At 65.3% G+C, this 22,380-nt stretch carries 18 protein-coding genes; 13 read left to right on the plus strand and 5 right to left on the minus strand.

The features are described 5' to 3' along the window. The first annotated feature begins 2 nt into the window (after window positions 1-2). Window positions 3-2,162, plus strand: coding sequence for a response regulator (locus M3I53_RS22240; protein ID WP_254318011.1), 2,160 nt, complete (start codon window positions 3-5; stop codon window positions 2,160-2,162). 81 nt (window positions 2,163-2,243) lie between these two features. Here the strand turns inward: M3I53_RS22240 and M3I53_RS22245 are convergent, their stop codons facing one another. From M3I53_RS22245 to M3I53_RS22260, 4 genes are all read right to left on the minus strand, one after another. After that, window positions 2,244-2,489 carry a hypothetical protein gene (locus M3I53_RS22245; protein ID WP_254318012.1) on the minus strand — a complete coding sequence of 82 codons (246 nt, stop codon included), beginning with the start codon at window positions 2,487-2,489 and terminating at the stop codon, window positions 2,244-2,246. Window positions 2,490-2,759: 270 nt separating this feature from the next. Further along, window positions 2,760-3,047 carry a hypothetical protein gene (locus M3I53_RS22250; RefSeq protein ID WP_254318013.1) on the minus strand — a complete coding sequence of 96 codons (288 nt, stop codon included), beginning with the start codon at window positions 3,045-3,047 and terminating at the stop codon, window positions 2,760-2,762. Window positions 3,048-3,266: 219 nt separating this feature from the next. After that, the gene (locus M3I53_RS22255; RefSeq protein WP_254318014.1) at window positions 3,267-4,289 is read right to left on the minus strand and encodes an XdhC family protein; all 1,023 of its coding nucleotides are present in this window, start codon (window positions 4,287-4,289) and stop codon (window positions 3,267-3,269) included. Between the two features lie 135 nt (window positions 4,290-4,424). After that, window positions 4,425-5,366 (minus strand): LysR family transcriptional regulator, encoded by a 942-nt coding sequence (locus M3I53_RS22260; protein WP_254318015.1) that lies wholly within the window; start codon window positions 5,364-5,366, stop codon window positions 4,425-4,427. Between the two features lie 273 nt (window positions 5,367-5,639). Between M3I53_RS22260 and M3I53_RS22265 the strand changes: the two genes are divergently transcribed. The 10 genes from M3I53_RS22265 (at window position 5,640) to M3I53_RS22310 (ending at window position 18,489) form a co-directional block, all read left to right on the plus strand. Next, the gene (locus M3I53_RS22265) at window positions 5,640-7,133 is read left to right on the plus strand and encodes a UbiD family decarboxylase (protein WP_254318016.1); all 1,494 of its coding nucleotides are present in this window, start codon (window positions 5,640-5,642) and stop codon (window positions 7,131-7,133) included. Further along, a complete protein-coding gene (locus M3I53_RS22270) occupies window positions 7,126-7,740 on the plus strand; it encodes a UbiX family flavin prenyltransferase (RefSeq protein ID WP_254318017.1) in 615 nt (204 codons plus the stop codon). Before M3I53_RS22265 ends, M3I53_RS22270 begins: the two co-directional genes overlap by 8 nt. Before the next feature lie 4 nt (window positions 7,741-7,744). Continuing rightward, a complete protein-coding gene (locus M3I53_RS22275; RefSeq protein ID WP_254318018.1) occupies window positions 7,745-10,786 on the plus strand; it encodes a molybdopterin cofactor-binding domain-containing protein in 3,042 nt (1,013 codons plus the stop codon). Next, window positions 10,783-11,604 carry a xanthine dehydrogenase family protein subunit M gene (locus M3I53_RS22280; protein ID WP_254318019.1) on the plus strand — a complete coding sequence of 274 codons (822 nt, stop codon included), beginning with the start codon at window positions 10,783-10,785 and terminating at the stop codon, window positions 11,602-11,604. The genes M3I53_RS22275 and M3I53_RS22280 overlap by 4 nt, the downstream gene beginning before the upstream one ends. Beyond that, window positions 11,601-12,137, plus strand: coding sequence for a (2Fe-2S)-binding protein (locus tag M3I53_RS22285; protein WP_375542565.1), 537 nt, complete (start codon window positions 11,601-11,603; stop codon window positions 12,135-12,137). Before M3I53_RS22280 ends, M3I53_RS22285 begins: the two co-directional genes overlap by 4 nt. After that, window positions 12,130-13,704, plus strand: coding sequence for an AMP-binding protein (locus M3I53_RS22290; protein ID WP_254318020.1), 1,575 nt, complete (start codon window positions 12,130-12,132; stop codon window positions 13,702-13,704). The genes M3I53_RS22285 and M3I53_RS22290 overlap by 8 nt, the downstream gene beginning before the upstream one ends. Before the next feature lie 6 nt (window positions 13,705-13,710). After that, complete coding sequence (locus M3I53_RS22295) at window positions 13,711-14,517, plus strand: enoyl-CoA hydratase/isomerase family protein (protein WP_254318021.1); 807 nt, start codon at window positions 13,711-13,713, stop codon at window positions 14,515-14,517. Between the two features lie 45 nt (window positions 14,518-14,562). Next, a complete protein-coding gene (locus M3I53_RS22300) occupies window positions 14,563-16,281 on the plus strand; it encodes a GMC family oxidoreductase (protein WP_254318022.1) in 1,719 nt (572 codons plus the stop codon). Window positions 16,282-16,348: 67 nt separating this feature from the next. Then, window positions 16,349-17,725: an MFS transporter gene (locus M3I53_RS22305; protein ID WP_254318023.1), complete on the plus strand. Its 1,377-nt coding sequence runs from the start codon at window positions 16,349-16,351 to the stop codon at window positions 17,723-17,725. 62 nt (window positions 17,726-17,787) lie between these two features. After that, complete coding sequence (locus tag M3I53_RS22310) at window positions 17,788-18,489, plus strand: sterol desaturase family protein (RefSeq protein ID WP_254318024.1); 702 nt, start codon at window positions 17,788-17,790, stop codon at window positions 18,487-18,489. Here M3I53_RS22310 and M3I53_RS22315 read toward each other — a convergent pair. Then, window positions 18,486-19,406, minus strand: coding sequence for a LysR family transcriptional regulator (locus M3I53_RS22315; RefSeq protein WP_254318025.1), 921 nt, complete (start codon window positions 19,404-19,406; stop codon window positions 18,486-18,488). The two genes, M3I53_RS22310 and M3I53_RS22315, sit on opposite strands and share 4 nt — an antisense overlap. 243 nt (window positions 19,407-19,649) lie before the next feature. On the opposite strand from M3I53_RS22315, the gene M3I53_RS22320 reads away from it, so the two are divergent. Continuing rightward, window positions 19,650-20,546: an SH3 domain-containing protein gene (locus tag M3I53_RS22320; protein ID WP_254318026.1), complete on the plus strand. Its 897-nt coding sequence runs from the start codon at window positions 19,650-19,652 to the stop codon at window positions 20,544-20,546. Between the two features lie 1,121 nt (window positions 20,547-21,667). After that, window positions 21,668-22,366, plus strand: coding sequence for a response regulator transcription factor (locus M3I53_RS22325; RefSeq protein ID WP_254318027.1), 699 nt, complete (start codon window positions 21,668-21,670; stop codon window positions 22,364-22,366). The last annotated feature ends 14 nt before the right edge of the window (window positions 22,367-22,380 follow it).

Raw genomic sequence — 22,380 nt, forward strand, 5'->3', positions numbered from 1 at the left:
CCATGCAAACGTATCCGCGGGAAGACGGGGGACAGGTGAACATCCTGGTCGTGGACGATGTTCCCGAGCAGCACCTCGTTCTTCGCAGCGTTCTCGAGGAGCTCGGCGAGAACATCGTGACGGTTTCGTCTGGACGCGCCGCACTTGCGGCCGTACTCGAGCAGGAATTCGCAGTCATCCTGCTTGACGTTAACATGCCCGGCATGGACGGCCTCGAGACCGCATCGATGATGCGTACGTACCGCCGAACCATGCGAACGCCGATCATTTTCATTACAGCGTACGTCGACGACAAGGAGATGTCGCGCGGCTATTCGCTTGGAGCCGTTGACTATATCTCCTCGCCGGTTGTTCCCGAAATACTTCGGGCGAAGGTCCGTGTCTTTGTCGATATGTACCGGATGCGCAATCAGTTGCTCGCACGTGCAGCTGAACGCGAGGAGCTTGCGAAAGCGGAAGCGCAGCGCGCCGCCGCCGAAACGGCGCGGCACCGGGCGGATTTTCTCGCTCGCGCGGGTCAGGCGCTCACTCGCTCACTGGAAGTCGACGCGACTATCGCGAAGATCGTCGAACTGGCCGTACCCGCGCTTGCCGACGTGGCGGTGCTCGTATTGATCGGTGGGGAGGGGCTGGCGCCGAAATGCGTTGCATGCGTGGCGAACTCGGCGTGCGCTGACGCCCACTACGGGTCGGACGGTGTACTGCAACTCCGGACGCTGCCCCTGCAGGCGCTCGACGCCCTGATCGAGGAAACACTGTCGACGGGGCGGCCAACGAACCGCCAGATCAACGGAGCTCCCGTGCTGGCATCCATCCACGATGACGGTACCAGCAGCGAGATGCACCTCGCTCTCGATGACATGACCGCGTTGCCCTTACTCGCGGACACGGCGCATCCCTGCGCCATCGTGTTCGGAAGTCACCGCTCGAACGCACGCACTGACGACTCACAGGTAACGCGCGAGTTTGTGGGCCGCGCCGCGATCGCCCTCGAGAACGCCTTTCTCTTTTCTGCGATCCGGGATGGCGACCGGCGCAAAAGCGAATTTCTGGCGATGCTTGCACATGAACTGCGCAATCCGCTCGCGCCCATCGTCAACGCTGTCGCAGTCATGCGAAGTGCCGCGCCAACGGACGCCCAGGTGCTGCGATGGGCAAGCGATATTATCGGAACGCAGGCGGAGCATCTCGTGAGAATCGTGGACGATCTGCTCGATGTTTCACGAATTGCTCGCGGCGTCGTCACACTCCGCACGGAGCCTGTGCTTCTTTCGAGTGTCATCGACCGGGCTGTCGAGACGAGCGGACCGAACTACACCAGACGATCGCAGACGTTGATACGTGAAACGTCGGACGTCGAAGTTGTCATCGACGGCGACATTGTCAGGCTGTCGCAGATCGTTGCGAATCTGCTCAATAACGCGTCGAAATTTACGCCGCCCGGGGCGCGCGTATATATCTCGACGAATTTCGACGGTGCAACGGCCTCCATTGTAGTCACCGACGAGGGCGAGGGCATCGATCCGGCGTTCATGCCACGCATCTTCGAACTCTTTGCGCAGGGAGAGAACTCGCTGGACCGCGCGCAGGGCGGCCTTGGCATCGGGCTGACGCTGGTTCGCCACCTGACGGAGATGCACGGAGGGACTGTTCACTGCGAGAGCGAAGGCTGCGGAAAAGGTAGCCGGTTTACCGTCCGCTTGCCTGCGCGCGTCGTTCAGCAGTCGGCCGAAACGCGGACGAACGTGGTGCCGATCCGACGCGCGCGCGGTGTGCGCGTCCTGATTGTCGACGACATGGCCGCGACAGCGGAAAGCCTCGAAGCATTTCTGCGCATACATGGGCATCAGGTTCAGCGTGCGCCGGATGGACCTACGGCCCTCGTGCAGGCGAGGGCATTTCTGCCAGAAGTGATTCTGCTCGACATCGGGTTGCCTGGCATGACCGGCTTTGAGGTTGCGCAACGTGTGCGTGCGGACGAATCGTTGCCACCCAGCCTGATCATTGCAATAAGCGGCTACAGCCAGGAGGACCATCGCCATCTCGCCGCCGACGCCGGTATCGACCATTACCTGGTCAAGCCGGCCGATCTGGACGCTCTGGTCGGCATCATCGAAGACCACGGAAAGTCGAAGGCGCCGGGCAACGGGGCCGTTGCCTGAGCTGAGCGACTATGCCGCGCGAGGTCTACCGGTAGCCACTGCGCTTCGAGGCAAGCACATCGTTGCGGTTTGCAATGCCTTTCATGCTGACTCGTCCACAACGCGGTTGCGCTCGCGGGCGCTTCCAACCGACTCGCTGACCTGCGCGACTGCCGGCAATGGGTTTCTCGGGCCTCGCTCGCCGTAATCGAAGTCGGCCAGTCGACCGGCGAACTGTTTCAATAGCGCGGGTGCGTCCATCGTCGGCAGCACCAGTTCGATAAAGACGAGCTGGTCGGCTGTTTCCGCCTGCGTGAGCGCAGCCTCCAGGTCGCCAACCGTTTGCACAACGAACGATAGTGTGTTGTCGCGGCGATTGAACGCACGGGGTAACTCCGCGTAACGCCAGTTGTCGACATCGTTGTAGGCGGATCGTGCGCCCAGAATCAGCCGCTCGATCGTGTAGCCCCACGGCGCCCCAGGTCGGCGCCGCGATGTAGCTTGCGGCGGCCGGCAGGCTCAGCGAGACGAGCGCTGCATGCGTGGTGCCGGCCTCGCCGATGATCACGTCACCGGGTCTCAGGAAACCACGCACGCGCGGCCATAACGTTGTGTGCGTCAGCGCTTCGTCGGCTTGCGACGGGGCCCGCTCCACGTCGCTCGCGACAACCGGCGAATCGATTGCCGCCGGCGGCCGGCTGGCTTCGCGCCTTCCACGATCCTGGCGAGCAGGTCTCGCAGCATGACACCCGGCATTTGGACCGCGCCGATGAGCCGCAGCGTAATGCGCCGCCAGGTCGCATCGGTATCCGCGTTCCTGAGCGTGGCCGCGCTGCCATCGCGCGTTACTGCGCTGTTGCTGAACGCGCGCAGGGCGTCCGCATCAGTTTCCAAAGGTGTTGTCATTGCGTCCTCGCCGCGTGCCGTTGTTCGGAGCGCGCTTGTGCGCGATCCGCGAGGCGCTCGACCCAGTCATCGCCGCGCCGGTCCTGATCGATGGGGCGATGTTAAACAAGCAGGGGTTTTGCAAAAGTTAAGTTCGTTGCAATCCTGGGGATAACGCGGGGTAGAAACGAATCTGGGCGAGGGTTGCGCGTTCGGGGTTAAGGGAAGTTTCTGCTCTGCCTACAAGGCGCCGCAGCCCGCCGCGTCGCTCGCCATCTCCCGTGCCGCCATGGCGCCTTCGACCCGTAGCAGTTCCGGCAACGACACGCCATTTTTCGCGGCCGTCAATTCGGCCAGTATCGACAGGGCGATCTCCGGCGGCGTCCGGCTGCCGATGTAGATGCCCACCGGTCCGTGCAGGCGCGCGAGTTCTTCGTCGTCGAGATCGAACTCCTTCAAGCGCTTGCGCCGCGCCGCGTTATTGCGACGCGAACCGAGCGCACCCACATAGAACGCGGGTGTTTTCAGCGCTTCCATCAGCGCGAGATCGTCGAGCTTCGGATCGTGCGTCAGCGCGATCACCGCACAGCGTTCGTCGAGCTTCATGTCCATCACGGTGTCGTCGGGCATGGCGCGAACGACGGTCGTGCCCGGCACGTTCCACTCGTCCGTATATTCCTCGCGCGGATCGCACACCGTGACCTGATAATCCAGCCCCACCGCAACGCTGCACAGATAGCGCGACAACTGTCCCGCGCCGATCACCAGCATCCGGTAACGGGGCCCATGGACGGTCAGCAGCGTCGTCCCGTCGAAGAGGACGCCGTCCGTCGCCTGCGCGGGTTCGAGTCGCGCAGCGCCCGTCGCCATGTCGAGCGTGCGCGCGACGAGCCTGCCTGCCTCCACCGCTGCGCACAGCTCGGCGATACCGCTCCCAGCCGTCAACGGCTCCAGCACGAGTTGAATGGTGCCGCCACAAGGCAGGCCGAAGCGATGCGCCTCTTGCGCGCTCACGCCGTACTTCAACGCCTGCGGCCTTTCCTGTTCGATGCCTCGCTGCCGCACGCGATCGATCAGATCGTCTTCGATGCATCCGCCCGACACCGACCCGACCACATGCCCATCGGCGCGCACGGCGAGCATCGCGCCTGCGGGACGCGGCGACGATCCCCATGTCTTCACCACCGTCACCAGCAGCACGCGATGCCCGTCTGCCAGCCATCGCGCGCTGCTCTTCAGGACTTCGAGGTCCACGCTGTCCATTGACTCGTCTCCCTGCCAGTCACCGCAACGGCGTGGTCCGGTCCGCAACGCCGGCCGGCATGACGGTGTCGTTGGCTTTTTCGATCGCTTCTTTGGGTGTGCCGAGCCAATCCGCGGCAATCCAGTTTCGTGCGTTCATGCTGAACGTTCCTTGTTGGGGTGTGAGGGCTCGTCGCCCGACATGTTCGACGCGCGGTGCAACTCGTCGCCGATGACCTCGATCAGTGCTTCCGCCGCCGCGCTCAACGGGCGGCGCGGATGGCTCACGCACACAATGTGCCGCACGATACGAGGCGCGAGGATCGGGCACGCTCGCAGGGTGCCGTGACGCGCCGCCCGCTCGACGACGATGCGCGGCAGGATCGTCGCGAATCGCGTGTGCTCGACGAGCTTGAGAATGGTCGACAGCACATCGATCTCGAAGCGCGGCGCAAGCAGAACGTCTTCGTGCTGCGCGGCGCTGTCCAGCACGCCGCGCAGGCCGTGGCGCTTCGTCGGCAGCACCAGTTCGAGTTCGGGCAGTTGCGCGAGCTCGATTGCGTGCGGCAGATCCGGCCCATGTGCCGCGCTGGTGGCCAGCACCATCTCTTCGTCGAGCAGCGCTCGCGAGTCGAGGGAAAGGCGCGCTCGCGGCTTGTTGATGATGGCGGCATCGAGCTGCCCGCCCGCCACCCAGTCGATGAAGGTTGCGCTGTAGCCATCGGCGACGGTGACTTCGACATCGGGGTAACGCGCGTGAAAGCGCGACAGCGCATCCGCGAGCACGCTTTCCGTCACCGATGCGATCAGCCCGATGCCGACATGCCCCGTCACCACTTCGTCGCGCTGCACGAGTTGCTGCCGCGCGTGGGCAAGGTCGCGCACGATCGGTAAAAACAGGCGGTACATCAGCCGTCCCGCGGCGGTCGGCGCCATGCCGTGTGCGCCGCGCTCGAAGAGCTGCTGATGCAGTTCGTCTTCGAGCTTCGCGATCTGCATGCTGAGCGCGGGCTGGACGATGTTCAGCCGCTTGGCGGCGCGCGTGACCGAGCCGTCCTCGAAGAGCGCGATGAAGTACTGGATTTGCTTGAGGTCCATTTTTCCGGGGCATCAGAGCAGCTAATAGGCCGTGTCGGCATTATCAACCTGCTTTCTGCACGCGGGCACGGTGTCGATTCTTCATGTCCCCGTTACCCGGGCATGTGAACGATACATTCATACGGAACCGTAAGGACACTGTCATCCGGAGGAACACGGATATAACGAGAAATGATCTTGCGCATCAATACACGGTATTAGATCTTATGGGGCGATCTCGCTACGCTTCATCCATGCGCTTGCCTCGGCAGGTGCTCACAGATGGAGACGCTGATGAATACACGCGATGCCGCCACGAACGGCATTCCCTCGCTTGACTGGGCCCCCGGCCGCGCCGGCACCGGCTCGCTTTCGCTGCGCGACTGGCTCGCGTATCTCGCGAAAACCGGTCGCGTCGCGACGATCGACAAGCCCGTTGCGCTCGAACACGAACTCGCCGCGATCGCGAAGCGCCTCGACGGCACACAAGCGGCTTTTTTCACGCAGCCGCGCGGTCATGCAGTGCCCGTGGTGAGCGGCTTCATGTCGAAGCGCGCGTGGATTGCGGAAGCGATGGGCGTCGATGAATCCGCGTTACTCGCGCGGTTCTCCGCTGCGGCCGCCGCGCCGCTCGCATCGAAGCTCGTTGAACGCGACGATGCGCCGTGCCAGCAAGTGGTGCACACGAGCGGCATCGATCTTCACGCGCTGTTGCCGATTCCCACGCACAGCGAGCATGACAACGGCCCGTACATCACAGCAGGCCTCGTGATCGCGCGCAATCCGCGCACCGGCGTGCAGAACGTCTCGATCAACCGCATCCAGGTGCACGGCCCCGATCGCATGGCGATCCTGCTGCTGCCGCGCCATCTCTACGCATTTCAGCGCGAGGCGGAAGCCGCCGGCGATGCGCTCGACGTGGCCATCGCCATTGGCGTCGATCCGTTGACCCTGCTCGCCTCACAGGCGATCACGCCGATCGATCACGACGAGCTCGAAATCGCGGGGGCGCTGCAGGGCGCGCCGCTGCCCGTCGTGCAGTGCGTGACGAACGGCACGCATGTGCCGGCGTTCGCGGAGATCGTCATCGAAGGGCGCATTCTGCCGAACGTCCGCGAGCCGGAAGGCCCGTTCGGCGAGTTCCCGAAGTACTACAGCGCGAAGGAAGCACGCGAAGTCATCGAAGTAGCGGCGCTCACGCATCGGCGCGATCCGATTTTTCATACGATAGTGCCGGCCGAAATGGAGCATTTGCTGCTCGGCGCGATCCCGCGTGAAGCCACCTTGCTTGCGCATCTCCAGCGCAGCCATCCGGCGGTGAAAGACGTGCATCTGTCGGTGGGCGGCGTGTGCCGCTATCACCTGTGGGTGCAGTTCGACAAGAAGCGCGAAGGGGAAGCGAAGAACGTCATCCTCTGCGCGTTCGGCGCGCACTACGACATCAAGCAGGTTGTCGTCGTCGATACCGATGTGAACGTCCACGATCCCGCGGAAATCGAATGGGCGATCGCGACGCGCTTTCAGGCGGACCGCGACATGGTCGTGATCGCGGGCGCGCAGGGCTCGCCGCTCGATCCGTCGACGACGGTAGGTCAGCCCGACGATGCGCCGCCGCATCTGCAGGGCGTGAGCGCGAAGCTGGGCCTCGACGCGACGCGCCCGGTCGTCTATCCGGCGCACGTCTTCACGCGCGTGCGCATTCCCGGTCAGGACACCGTTGATCTGAATGCGCTCGTCGCCGCCGACAACAGCGCCTTCGAGGCCTACATGGCGCGCAATCATGACTGAACGCAGGAAGCGCATCGTCGTCGGCATCTCGGGCGCAAGCGGCGCCGTGATCGGCGTGCGTTTGCTCGCCGCGTTGCGCCGGCTCGGCACGCACGAGACGCATCTCATCGTGTCGTCGTCGGGCGCGGTGACGGCCGCACAGGAGCTCGGCCTCACGCGTGGTGATATCGAAGCCCTTGCCGATGTCGTGCACAACGTGCGCGATATCGGCGCGGCGGTGGCGAGCGGATCGTTTCTGACCGAAGGCATGGTGATCGCGCCATGTTCGATGAAAACGCTCGCGGGCGTCGCGAACGGCTTCGCGGACAACCTGCTTACGCGTGCCGCCGATGTGATGCTCAAGGAGCGTCGCCGCCTCGTGCTGGTCGCGCGCGAAACGCCGCTCAATCTCGCGCATCTGCGCAACATGACGCTCGCCACGGAAATGGGCGCGATCGTGATGCCGCCGGTGCCCGCGTTCTACGCGCATCCGCAGACTATCGACGACGTGGTCGACCACACTGTCGGGCGGATTCTCGATCTGTTCGGCATCGAGCACGACGAGATTGCGCGCCGCTGGAGCGGTCTCGCCGATGAATTCGGCGGCCGCGCCGCAGGGGAGGAGTAAGGTCATGAACCAGCGCGAAACCGCATTCGCCCAGGTAGACGCGCGCGACGCCGACAACCCGGCGCGCGAAGCGAGCGCACCGCAGCGTCACGTCGGACGCCCGATGGAGCGCCTCGAAGACCCGGCGATCCTGACGGGCCGTGGCCGCTACGGGGACGACATCGCTGTAAAGCCCGGCACGCTGCACGCCGCGATTCTGCGTTCGCCGCACGCGCACGCGGACATCCTGTCGATCGATACGGAAGCCGCATCCAGACTCGCGGGCGTGCGCGCCGTGCTCACGCGCGACGATCTGCGTCCGTGGTCGCGACCGTTCGTCGTCGGCGTGAAATCGCCGATGGAACAGTGGGCGCTCGCGATGGACCGCGTGCGCTACGTCGGCGAGCCGGTGGCCGTCGTGATGGCGCAATCGCGCGCGTTGGCGGAAGACGCGCTCGATCTGATCAAGGTCGAGTACGCGATGCGCGACCCCGTGACGTCGATCGAACAAGCCGCGCAGGACGACGCCCCGGTGCTGCACGAACGCGTCGGCAGCAACGTCGTCAGCGACCGGCATTTCCGCTACGGCGAGCCGGAAGCGGCCTTCGAGCGCGCGCCGCATCGCGTGAAGCTGGTCGCGCATTATCCGCGCAACTCGTGCGCGCCGATCGAATGCGGCGTCGTGATCGCCGAATACCTCTCGGGCGATGAAGGCTACGACGTCACGTCGAATTTTATGGGGCCGTTCTCGCTGCACGCCGTCATGGCGATGGCGCTGAACGTGCCCGCGAACCGGCTCCGTCATAAGGCGCCGCGCGATTCCGGCGGCAGCTTCGGCGTGAAGCAGGCGGTGTTTCCCTATGTCGTGCTGATGTGCCTCGCGTCGCGCAAGGCGGGCGCGCCGGTGAAGTGGGTGGAGGACCGGCTCGAACACCTGAGCGCAGCCACATCGGCGACGGCGCGCGTCTCGACGATCGAAGCCGCCGTCGAAGCGGATGGCCGCATCGTCGCGCTGTCCTACGATCAACTGGAAGACGTCGGCGGCTACGTGCGTGCGCCCGAGCCCGCGACGTTCTACCGGATGCACGGCTGTCTGACGGGGGCCTACGACATCCCGAATCTCGTCGTGCGCAACCGGGTCGTGTTGACGAACAAGACGCCAACCGGCCTCGTGCGCGGATTCGGCGGACCACAGGTGTATTTCGCGCTGGAACGGCTGATTCAGCGCATCGCCATCGAGCTGAAGCTCGATGTGCTCGACGTGTATCGCCGCAACTTCGTTGCCGCCGATGCGTTCCCGTATCGCGCGGCGGCAGGCGCGCTGCTCGATTCGGGCAACTATCAGGAAGCGCTGCGCCGTTCGCTCGACGAAGGCGGATACCGCGAACTCGTCGCGCGCCGCGACGCCGCGCGCAACGCAGGGCGGCTGTATGGCATTGGCTTCGCCGCGATCGTCGAGCCGTCGGTATCGAACATGGGCTACATCACGACCGTGATGCCCGCCGATGCGCGCAGGAAAGCCGGGCCGAAGAATGGCGCGATAGCGAGCGCGACCGTCAGCGTCGATCTGCTCGGCGGCGTGGTCGTGACGATTGCTTCGACGCCCGCGGGCCAGGGTCACATGACGGTGTGCGCGCAAGTCGTCGCCGATGTGCTCGGGCTCGATCCGAAGGACATCGTCGTCAACGTCGAATTCGACACGCACAAGGACGCCTGGTCCGTCGCGGCGGGCAACTATTCGAGCCGCTTCGCGGGCGCGGTGGCGGGCACGGTGCATCTCGCCGCGACGCGCGTGCGCGACAAACTCGCGCGCGTACTCGCGAAGCAGTTCGACTGCGCGCCCGGCGACGTGCGCTTCGAAGGCGCGCGCGTCTTTCCGCACGACGCCGTAGACCGCGCGCTGCCGTTCGCACGCGCCGCGAGCAATGCGCCGCACTGGGCGCCTGCGCTCCTGCCCGAGGGCGAAGAGCCGGGCTTGCGCGAAACCGTGTTCTGGTCCCCGCCGCACATGGATGCACCCGACGAACAGGACCGCATCAATACATCGGCGGCGTATGGCTTCGCGTTCGACATGTGCGGCGTCGAAGTGGATCGCGCGACGGGACGCGTGCGCATCGACCGATACGTGACCGTGCACGACGCCGGCACCATCCTCAATCCCGCACTCGCCGATGGCCAGATTCGCGGCGCGTTCGCGCAAGGCGTCGGCGCGGCGCTGATGGAAGAGTTCCGGTACGGCGCGGACGGCAGCTTCCAGTCCGGCACGCTCGCCGACTATCTGATGCCGACGACCTGCGAAGTGCCCGATCCGCTGATCGTGCATCTGGAGACGCCTTCGCCTTTCACGCCGCTTGGCGCGAAGGGTCTCGGCGAAGGCAACAACATGAGCACGCCGCCGTGCATCGCGAATGCGGTGGCGGACGCGCTCGGCGTCGAAGACATTCGTCTGCCGCTCACGCCGCCCAGAGTGATGGCGATGATCGGCATGGACGATCCCGAACCGTCGCGGCCGGAATATCGCGAAGCGGCCGTCACGAAGCCCGCGACGCCGGGGGGCGGACGCGCACTGACGGCGCAGGGCGCTGTCGATCTGCCCGCGACCCCCGAAGCGGTGTTCGCCGTGCTGCTCGATCCGAAGGCGCTCGCGAACGTCATTCCCGGCTGTCACGCGCTCGAAGAGACGGCGCCGAACCAGTATCGCGCGGACGTGACCGTCGGCGTCGGCATGATCAAGGCGCGTTTCGAGGCGCGTATCGGCCTGTCGGAAATCGATGCGCCGCGCCGCCTGCGGCTCGCTGGCGCGGGCATGTCGCCGCTCGGCAGCGCGCGCGGCAGCGGTCTCGTCGAACTGACGCCGCAAGGCAGCGGCACGCGGCTCACGTACGACTACGAAGCGCAGGTGTCGGGCAAGGTCGCGGCGGTCGGCGGCCGCATGCTCGAAGGCGCGGCGAAGGTCGTGCTGAAGCAGTTGTTCGAATCGCTCGGACGGCAGGCGGCGGGCAAGCCCGTGCAAGCGCAAGGATCGTGGATCGCAAGACTCCTCGCCCGTTTCAGGAGACACGCATGAAGCCCGCACCGTTCGACTACCTGCGCGCAATGACCGCGCAAGACGCGCTCGACGCGCTCGCGCAATACGGCGAAGACGCGCGCGTGCTGGCGGGCGGCCAGTCGCTGATGGCCGTGCTCAACATGCGGCTCGCGCAGCCGAAGGTGCTGATCGATATCTCGCGCACCGCTGAACTCGATGCCGTGCGCGTGGACAAGCAGGCGGGGCATCTCGTCGTGAACGCCGCGGCGACGCAAGGCAGCGTCGAATGGCGCAGCACGCTCACCGACGAAGCGCCGCTGCTCGCGATGGCCTTCCCGCACATCTCGCACTTTCAGATTCGCAATCGCGGAACCGTGTGCGGATCGATCGCGCATGCGGACCCGAGCGCGGAGCTGCCGCTCGTGCTTTCGGCGCTCGGCGGCGACGTGATGCTGCGCTCGCGAAAGAGGCGCCGCACGCTCGCGGCGCAGGACTTCTTTCAGGGAATGCTGATGACCGCGCGCGAGCCCGACGAACTCGTCGAAGCGGTGCGCTTCCCGCTGCGCAAGGCGGGCGAGCGCTACGCGTTCGCGGAATTTTCTGCGCGACACGGCGATTTCGCGATCGTCGCGTGCGCGGCCGTGGTCACCGACGAGTCGATCCGTATTGCAGTGGGCGGCGTCGCGGACCGGCCGGTGACGGAGCAATGGCCGCGTCTGCAGGGCGACGACCTGCGCGGCGCACTGAACGATTTGTGCTGGAAACTGCACGCGCAGGACGATGCGCACATCAGCGCGAAATATCGCCGGAATCTGATCCGGCAACTCGGATGGCGCGTGATCGAGGAGGCAAAGTGAGCAAGATGGCGGACACCATGATGCGGCACGGCGAAGCGCAGCGCATTGCGCTGACGCTGAACGGCCGCGAACGAAGCGGCTTTTGCGAGCCGCGCGAACTGCTGTCGGACTTCATCCGGCACGAACTCGGCGCGACGGGCACGCACGTCGGCTGCGAACATGGCGTGTGCGGTGCATGCACCTTGCAGGTCGATGGCGTCGCGGCGCGCTCGTGCCTGATGCTCGCGGTGCAGGCCGAGGGGCGGCATGTCGATACCGTTGAAGGCCTTGCGCCCGATCAGACGCTGGGAGACCTGCAGCAGGCGTTCCAGCGGCATCACGCGCTGCAATGCGGCTTCTGCACGGCGGGCATTTTGATGTCGTGCGCGGATTATCTGCGGCGCGTGCCCGATCCGTCCGAAGAGCAAGTGCGCGAGATGCTCTCGGGTCATATCTGTCGCTGTACGGGCTACACGCCCATCGTGGCCGCGGTGCTCGACGTGGCGGCGCGCCGCCGGGCCGAGGCGAGCGCGAAGGAGGTCGAACATGCTTGACCTCGGACGCACGTTCCTGCAAAGCGTCGAGCGCAGTCCGAACGCGCTCGCGCTCGTCGATGGTGATGTGCAACTGACGTACGCGCAGTGGCATCGCATGATTCTGAATGTCGCCGACGGCCTGCGCGAACTCGGCCTGGAACGCGGCGACCGGCTGCTCGTCGTGCTGCAAAACCGCTGGGAAATGGCGACGCTGCATTGGGCCGGACAGTTCGCGGGCATCGTGATCGTGCCGCTCAACTGGCGTGCGAAGCCGGACGAACTCGACTACTGCGTGACCGACGCGGGGGCGAAGGCGATCGTGTACGAACCCGTCAGCGCCGATTCGGTCGCGCAGAGCGCCGCCGCGCAAAAACTGCCGCGCGTCGGACTCGACGATGCGCCCGGCCGCACCACCACCTTCGATGTGCTCATCGTCGAACCGGCGCGCAGCCGCAATGTGGCCGACACCACACACGCCACCGCCGACGACGTCTCGCTGATCCTTTACACGTCCGGCACGACAGGCAAAGGCAAGGGCGTGCCGCGCCGGCATCGGCACGAACGCGCGGGTGCGCTTGCGCACGTCGCGCAGAACCTGTACCGGCGCGGCGAACGCACGCTCGGCGTGATGCCGCTCTATCACACGATGGGCGTGCGCTCGCTGCTCGCGATGGCGCTCGTCGATGGTCTTTTCGTCTGCGTGCGGCGCTGGAACGCGAAGCTCGCGCTCGAATGCATCTCGAAGCACGCGCTCACCTGCCTCTATCTCGTGCCGACGCTCTATCACGATCTGCTTGCCGACAGCGCGTTCGCGGACACGGACACGTCGTCGGTCAAAAAGCTCGGTTTCGCGGGCGCGCCGATGAACGACGGCCTGCTCAAGCGCCTCTCGGCCGCGTTCGAGCCGGAGCTGTTCGTCAATCACTACGGCTCGTCAGAGGTCTACACGTTCAGCATCGACCAGGACGCGACGAAGAAACCCGGCAGCGCGGGCCGCGCGGGCATCAATACGCGGCTGCGCGTCGTCAAGCTCGATGCACTCTCGCCCGATGAGGTCGCCGAAGTGGGCGAAGAAGGGCAGATCATCGTGGACCTGCTCGGCGACGAAGCCTTCGAAGGCTACTGGAATCGCCCGGACGCGAACGCGAAGTCGCTGCGCGACGGCTGGTACTTCACCGGCGACACGGGCTACTTCGATGCCGACGGCGATCTCTATGTGAGCGGCCGCGTCGACGACATGATCATCAGCGGCGGAGAAAACATTTCGCCCGTGGATATCGAATCGGTGCTGTCGCTGCATCCCGCCGTCGACGAAGTCGCCGTCGCGGGCGTCAAGGACGAGCGCTGGGGCCAGCGCGTGGTCGCGTTCATCAAGCGCCGCGAGTACGTCGATTCCGCTGCGCTCGACGCATGGTGCCGCGAGTCGGACCTCGTCAACTTCAAGCGCCCGCGCGACTACGTGTTCGTCGATGACATTCCGAAGTCGCCCGTCGGCAAGATTCTGCGCCGCAAGCTGCAAGCGGGCGAGTACACGCCCGATTCGAACGCCCAGGCCGCGCAACCTATAGAAACCACCAAGGAGTAACCCGCAATGAGCGATCTCAATCATCACGGCCAGACACTGCTGCAAGACCTCGACGGCTTCTCGGTCGAAATCGACGCGCAGCGCGAGCGCGCGGACATCGTCCTCCATCGCCCGCCGTTCAACGTCATTTCGATGCACGCTCGCGACCAGTTGCGCGCCGTATTCGAAGCACTCGACGAAGACGAACGCGTGCGCGTAATCGTCGTGCGCGCGAAGGGCGAGCACTTTTCGAGCGGCGGCGACATCAAGGGCTTTCTCGAAGCATCGCCGGAACACGTGTCGAAGCTCGCGTGGAATATCGCGGCGCCCGCGCGCTGCTCGAAGCCCGTCATCGCGGCGAATCGCGGCTTTTGCTTCGGCGTGGGATTCGAGTTGTCGCTGGCGTGCGATTTCCGCATCGTCACCGATACGACCTTCTATGCGCTGCCCGAACAGAAGCTCGGCCAGATTCCCGGCTCGGGCGGCTCGGCGCGTTTGCAGTCGATGGTCGGCATCGGTCGCACGAAGGACATCGTGATGCGCTCGCGCCGCATTCCGGGCAAGCAGGCGTACGAGTGGGGCATCGCGGTCGAATGCGTCGCGGACGCGGAACTCGAATCGGCGACGGATGCGCTCGTCGACGAACTGCGCGCGTTTTCCCCGCTCGCGCAGCGCACCGCGAAGAAGCTCCTGAACGATTCGGAAGACGCGCCGCTGTCGATCGCGATCGAACTTGAAGGGCATTGCTATAGCCGTCTGCGCTCGTCGGACGATTTCCGCGAAGGCGTCGAAGCGTTTCATGGCAAGCGCAAGCCGTCGTTTCGCGGCAGCTGACACCTGACACGCCGCGCGGCGGACGAGACAAGAGGAGACAACGCGATGGATCGCTTCGACTACGTGATCGTAGGCGGCGGCTCGGCGGGATGCGTGCTTGCGCACCGGCTGTCGGCGGCGCCGTCGGTGCGCGTCGCGCTGATCGAGGCGGGCGCCGATACGCCGCCGGGCGCGGTGCCTGCGGCGATTCTCGACAGCTATCCGATGCCCGTCTTCTGCGGCGAAGCGTACATCTGGCCCGATCTGAAAGCGAAAGCCACGCAGCACGCCGCGCCGCGCATCTACGAGCAGGGCCGCGTGATGGGCGGCGGCTCGAGCATCAACGTGCAGTCGGCCAATCGCGGCCTGCCGCGCGACTACGACGAATGGGCCGCGAACGGCGCCGAAGGCTGGTCGTGGCGCGACGTGCTGCCGTACTTTCGCAAGCTCGAACGCGACGTGAACTTTCCCGGCGGCGAATTGCACGGCAGCGGCGGACCCATGCCGATCCGCCGCATCATGCCGAAGGACTGGCCGGCGTTCTGTCATGCATTCGCGAAGGGTTTGCGCGCGAACGGTTTCGCCGAACTTCAGGACCAGAACGGCGAATTCGGCGACGGCTTCTTTCCGGGCGCGTTCTCGAACATCGATGACAAGCGCGTGTCGACGGCCATCGCCTATCTCGACGAAGCCACGCGCAAGCGCCCCAATCTCAGTGTCTATGCGAATCTGCGAGTCGAACGCATCGTCATGGAAGGCGCGAAGGCGCTCGGTGTCGTCGCGATGGCGGCGAACGGCGAGCGCTTGCGTTTCGATGCGGGCGAAGTCGTTCTGAGCGCGGGCGCGCTGCAGTCGCCCGCGATGCTGATGCGCGCCGGTATCGGCGATGCGAGCCAACTCGTTGGGATGGGTATTCCGTGTGTGGCGGATTTGCCGGGCGTCGGACGCAATCTGCAGGATCATCCGTCCCTCACGTTCTGTCATTTTCTCGAACCGCGCTTTCGCATGCCGCTTGCACGCCGCCGCGCGAGCATGATGGCCGCGCGCATGAGTTCGGGCGTTGCCGGCTGCGACGAGTCGGACCTGTATCTGTCGAGCGCGACGCGCGCCGCGTGGCATGCGCTCGGCAACCGGCTCGGCCTCTTTTTCCTGTGGTGCAACCGGCCGTATTCGCGTGGCCGGGTGCAGCTGGCATCGCCCGATGCGGCCGTTGCGCCGCGCGTCGATCTGAATCTGCTCGACGACGAACGCGATCTGCAACGGCTCGCCGCCGGCGTGCGGATGCTGGCGCGCGTCGTCGATGCATCGGGCCTTGGCCGCGACTCACGCGACTTCTTCCCGGCCGCGTTCTCGCCGCGCGTGAAGGCGTTGAGCCGGGCCGGCGACGGCAACGCGCTCCTGACCTCGATGCTCGGCGTGCTGCTCGATACGCCCGCACCCGTGAGGCGCTTGCTGATTGAACGCTTCTTCACGCGCGGCCTGAAGATGGCCGCGCTGATCGGCGACGAGCGCGCGCTCGCCGATTTCATCCGCGCGAACGTGTTCGGCGTGTGGCACGCGAGCGGCACGTGCCGCATGGGCGGCGCGCAGGACCGCTACGCCGTCACCGACACCGAAGGCCGCGTGCGAGGCACGCGAGGGCTGCGTGTCGTGGATGCATCGCTGATGCCGCGACTGCCATCGGCGAATACGAACATACCGACCATCATGATCGCCGAGAAGATCGCCGATGCGATGGTCGCGCAGCGAGGGGCAAGAGCGGCATCGCTCGCCGCCGCGCACTGACGATTTTTCAACCCCGGCAAGAGCACGCATCCAACAAAGCGTGCCTGTGACACACAAGGAGATGCAAATGGCAGTAGCAGCGCAAGACGGGGCCACCGTGCTTCCGGTCAATCAGCGGCAGATCATGGGCGCGGTGATGGCGTCGTGCATGGGCTGGGCGCTCGATCTGTTCGACCTGTTCGTGTTGTTGTACGTTGCGCCGATCGTCGGGCGTCTGTTCTTCCCGTCCGAGCACGCGATGCTTTCGCTCGCTGCGGTGTACGCGTCCTTCGCGGTGACGCTGCTAATGCGCCCCCTCGGCTCCGCGCTGTTCGGCTCTTATGCCGACCGTCATGGCCGCAAGGGTGCAATGATTGTCGCGGTCGTCGGCGTCGGGATTTCGACGGCGGCCTTCGGCGCGCTGCCGACGGTCGCGCAGGTCGGGCTCCTGGCACCGGTCCTGTTTCTGCTGCTGCGTCTTGTGCAGGGAGTATTCGTCGGCGGCGTGGTGGCTTCGACGCATACGATCGGCACTGAATCGGTGGCGCCGAAGTATCGCGGCGCGGTGTCCGGTCTGATTGGCGGCGGCGGGGCCGGGCTCGGTGCGTTGCTCGCATCGCTCACGTATCTGGCGATGTCCGCGCTCTTTCCCGGCGATGCGTTCGACGCCTGGGGCTGGCGTTGCATGTTCTTCACAGGCATCCTGAGTTCGGTGCTCGGTCTGTTCGTGTTCAACAGCCTCGAAGAATCGCCGCTCTGGAAGAAGCTCGCCGCGGAAAAAGCTGCAAAAGCCGCTGCGCAGACGAAGATCGTCAACGCCGAAAAGGTGCGCTCGCCCATCCGCACGCTGTTTTCGCGGGAGTATCGCGGCGTGCTGTTCGTCAATCTGCTGCTGACTATCGGCGGCGGCAGCGGCTACTACCTCACATCAGGTTATCTGCCGACCTTTCTCAAGATCGTGAGCCATGCACCGAACGGTGCCGCCGCCGCGATCCTGATGATCTGCAGCGTGGCCGTGGTGCTCGCTTCGGTCGCGGCAGGGCACGTCAGTACGTTCATCGGACGCAAGGGCGCGTTTATCTGGATCGGCATCATCCGGCTCGTCGCGATGCCCGCGCTGTTCCTGCTGCTGCCGACGGCGCAAAGCATCACGATGATCGGCGTCTATGCGGTGCTGCTTTCCGCGCTCGGCAGCGCTGGTTATGCGCCCGTGCTGATCTTCCTGAACGAACGCTTTCCGACCGAGATCCGCGCGACCGGCACGGGTCTGTCGTGGAACATCGGCTTCGCGATCGGCGGAATGATGCCGACGTTCGTCTCGCTCGCCGCAAAGGATGCGGGTCAATTGCCGTCGACGCTCGCGATCTTCGTCGTCGCGATCAGCGTGATCTTTCTCGTGGGCGCGTTCGTGGTGCCCGAGACGCTCGGCAAGCTCGAAGGCGGTTCCGCGCGCAGTCCCTCCTGAGTCATTGCGCACAACGGCGGACGCCAACGGGCGCACGCCTTTCACAACGGCCGGAGACATCGATGAAATACGAAGAAGACGTTCGTGCGCGTTCCTACAAGTTCCGTGACGAGTATGTCAATGCCACGCCATGGTGGTATCGCGGCGAAATGCACCTCGGCTTCACATTGCTCTTCACCGGCGGCGTGATCGTGTATTGCCTGATGCAGCTTCATGCACCGACGCTCGCCGAATGGCTGGCGGTCATTCCGCTCTTTCTGTTCGGCAATTGGGCGGAATGGGCGGCGCACCGCTACGTGCTGCATCGTCCGACGAAGTATTTCAGCATGATCTACAAGCGCCATTGCGCCGTCCATCACCGGTTCTTCACGCATGTGACGCTTGAATACAAGGGTCACCGTCACTGGCGCGCGCTGCTGTTTCCGCCTTTTGCGCCGGTTGCGTTCGTGCTGGCGGCCGTGCCGTTCGCGCTCGTGATTGGGTTCGTATTCTCCCGCAACGCAGGCTACATCGCGCTGCTCACGATGGCGGCGTACTTTCTAATGTACGAGGGCCTGCATACGCTCTCACACGTCACCGACAGCCCGTTCCTCGACCGCGTTCCGCTCGTCAACACAGTGCGGCGCCTGCACACCACACACCACGATCCCGAAGTGATGGCGACACAGAACTTCAACCTCACGTTCCCGATCTGCGACACGCTGTTCGGCACGCGCAGCGACGTTCCGAGTAGTGCGCGCGAACCGTTGGAACGCGGCCGCTAAGGCGCTTGTTTCCCCAAAACACCCGTCGTCACGCGCTTTATCTCATCAGTGATAATCGTGATGAGCGCCTGGGCGGCCGGCCCGATCGGCCGCTTGGGATGCGTGACCTGAATGATGTGGCGCACGATCGGCGGCGACGCGATCGTGCGTGCGCGCAGGCGCCCTTCGTCCACTTTCGCCTGCACGACGACGCGCGGAAGAATCGTCGCGACACTGCTCTGCTCAACGAACTGGACGATGGTGCTGAGCAGATCGATTTCGAACTTCGGCTGAATGACGACGTCGGCCGCCATCAGCGCGGCATCGAGTGCGCCGCGCAGGCCGTTGCGGCGCGTGGGCAACACGAATTCGATGCCCGACTGCTGCGTGAGATCGATCTCGTCGGGCAGCTCTGGGCCGTGCATGACGCTCGTGACCAGCACCATTTCCTCGACGAGCAAAGGCTCTACGTGGAGCGTCAGCCGTCCGCGCGGCTTGTTGATGATGGCGGCATCGAGCCGGCCAGATTCGACAGCGTCGATCAGTTGCGCGCTGAACCCATCGGCGACGGAGACTTCGACTTGCGGGAAAAGCGCATCGAAGCGGGCGAGCGATTCTGGCAATACGCTCTGCGCCTCCGACGAAACCATCCCCAGCGACACCCGTCCCGTCACGATGACATCGCGACGACTCAGGTGCTCCCGTGCGTGCTCGATGTCGCGCATGATCGGCGTGTAAAGGCGGTACATCAATCGCGCGGCTTCGGTCGGCGCCATGCCGTGCGGTCCACGCTCGAAGAGCTTCTGCCGAAACTCGGTTTCGAGCTTGGCGATCTGCATGCTGAGCGCCGGTTGCGCGATGTTGAGCCGCCTGGCGGCGCGCGTGACGGTGCCTTCTTCGAAAAGCGCGATGAAGTACTGGATCTGCTTCAGTTCCATGGGACAGGGGAGTACCGGACGGGGCCGACGAAGATAGTACCGCGCGCCGTCTTTCACGAGGTGGGCGTCGTCTCGCTAACCCACGGGTATCGACTCGAGTGGGGATCGAGTCCTGACCGAAGGCATTCTGCCCAGTGATCGAGCAAGCCAATACGTTTCTCCTGTTGCCCCCAGCGTGACGAAGACGGTCGGGCATGGCAATTGCGCAGCGGCAAAACAAACTAGCTGGAACAGGGAGAAACGATGTCCAAGCGCTTCAACACGCCTCTGCGTGCGCTCGCACCTGCGCTCGCCAGCGCGTGCCTCGCAAGCGGTCTCGTGCTCGTATCGTCCGACGCCAGCGCGCAATCCGCGGCCTACACGAGCGAACCCGTGGATCTGTACGCCGGGCCTTCAGGCGATTATCCCGTCGTTGCGGAATTGGGACCCGGCCAGCCCGTCACCGTGATGGGCTGCGTGGGCGACTATTCGTGGTGCGACGTCACGGTGCCCGGTCTGCGCGGCTGGGTCTACGGCGGGTATCTCAGTTATCCGTATCAGGGCAACTACGTGCCGCTCACCGACTATGGCGCGGAGATCGGCCTGCCAATCGTGGCGTTCTCGCTCGGCGCCTACTGGGGCAGTTTCTATCGCGACCGGCCATGGTATGGCGAACAGCAGCGCTGGGAGCACGTGCCGCCGCCTGAACGCGGCCGGCCGCCGGCAGCGCCGGCGTGGCATGGTGCGCCGGGCCGTCCACCCGCCATTCAGTCTGGCGGTGGCGGGCGCCCGCCCGCGCCCAATGAGCCGATGCGCGGCGCACCGCCGCCCGGAGCGCAACGCCCGCCCGGGAACGGAGAGCAGCCGGGCACCATGCGTCCCCATGAGGCGGGGCATCCGCCCGAGCAGCAGCAGTTCGGCGGCCGCTCGCCGGCCGGCGCGCCCGCGCAGGGCTATGCGCGTCCGCCGGAGCCTCAGCCCCAGGGCGGCATGCGCGCGCAGGGACCAGCACCTCAACAGCCGCAGGGCGGCATGCGCCCGCCCGCGCCCGCACCTCAACAGCCGCAGGGGCGGCCGGCCGCGCCGCCTCAGGGTGGTCAGGGCGGCCATGGTCCCAGCCAGGGTGGCGAACGGGGCAACGAGCGGCAAACCGAGCACTAACGCATACCGCATCGCTTCGCAGCAGCGGGATCCCATGGCGGGAATCCCCCGCTGCTGTTTTCCGGCTGCGAGTTAGGATTGCGAATCAATCAAGGCGCCTTACGGTCGCGCGTCGCGTTACCCAGGCTCGCGGGAGCCATCGCCCAAACCATGCTATCCGGCTGGCTTTCCATCGTTTTTCGTCGGTTCTGACAGATTTAACAATCCCTGACAGTAAATCCATGGCAGCCAGGTGAGAATACGTCGTCGCGGCTCATGCAGGCATCGCCGCACGCCGCCAGCGCCATGCGAGCTTCGCGCATGCGCCGCTGGCAATGGATTTCTGCTATGGGGGCTGGCTCGCTCGGGACCTGGCGACGCAGTCAGCAAGAGGAAGTCAGAGCGAACCCGAGTTCGCCGGATAACGCTGGGAAAACCAGTGCTTTGAGGTGGACGTGGCGATGGCGGCACGTGCCTCGTCGTGCAGGGAGGCGGCTGCGGCCCGCTGATAGCGTCGGGCGGTGACGCTGGCAGCGGGGCTCGCGCCGCGTACGACGATGACTGCGCTGGCGGTCCGACTCCGGGGCGGAATCCGGAGACCACGCAGTGCGCAGCACGCGGCCGTCGCCACATTTTTTTCCGCACTTCAGAACGCCTCCTTTTTGCCGCTTCGCGCATTGCGAACGGCTCGACGTCGTTGCATCCGCGAATAAACGCCTGGCCGCTTCACACCTCAGTTGCTGTGCCTGCTTGTCTGCAGCCCGACTATGCACATGCGGCATAGCACGTGTGCTCCCATCTGAGCGCGCGGATCGCACAATCGCCGTCGGCTGCGGGCGAGGCGGCCAGGCCCGGTTCGAACCAGGGCAAATTCGACTACCATGAGCGATTAACATGAGAGCGATCTGTTCACCGAAGTCGAGCGCGGCCTCGCGCTCCCATTTTTTTCGAGACGCGGCGACAGTAGCGGGCTTTGGTGCACGGCGGCTCCCGCGTGCCGCCAGGGCCCGGGCGGGCGCCCCGCGATCCGGCGCCCACGCGCGCGCCAAAGCCCGCCAGGCAATGGTCCCGGTGGCAGCGCGGTGCGGCAGGGAGGCAGTCCATCGTAGGACGATGAAGAACAAATCTGGTTGCGGGGTGCTATGAGAGTTGCAGTACTGGATGACGATGCAGCGCAGACAGAGTTCGTCTGCCAGACCTTGAGCGCGGCGGGCCACGTCTGCCACGCGTTTGCCAAGGGCAGCGAGCTCGTCAGGCAGCTTCGGCGGCAGACGTTCGATCTGCTCGTGCTCGACTGGAACGTGCCAGACATGGCCGGCGACGAAGTGCTGCACTGGGTGCGGCAGAGCCTCTCCACGCGCCTGCCGGTGCTCTTCATGACGAGCCGCAGCCGCGAAGCCGACATCGCGCAAATGCTCAATGCCGGCGCCGACGACTATGTCGTCAAGCCTGTCTCGGCGCCGGTGCTGATCGCCCGCGTCAATTCGCTGCTGCGCCGCGCCTATCAGCTACACACGCCCGCGTTCAAGGAAACCTTCGGCGAGTATGAGTTCGACCTGAAGTCCCGCCAGGCTTCGGTGAGCGGCCGCAACGTCGCGCTCACGCAGAAGGAGTTCGATCTCGCGCTGCTGCTGTTTCAGCACCTGAGCCGGCCGCTGTCGCGCGCGCACATTCTCGACGTGATCTGGAAGCAGTCCGACGACATTCCTTCGCGCACGATGGACACGCACGTTTCCATGCTGCGCTCGAAGCTCGGCCTGCGCCCCGAAAACGGCTATCGCCTCACGCCGATCTACGGCTACGGTTACCGGCTCGAGCGTATCGAGGGGGACAACGCGTGAGGGGCGTGTGTGCG

It is taken from the genome of Paraburkholderia sp. CNPSo 3272, from assembly GCF_024206495.1.
Lineage (GTDB): Bacteria > Pseudomonadota > Gammaproteobacteria > Burkholderiales > Burkholderiaceae > Paraburkholderia.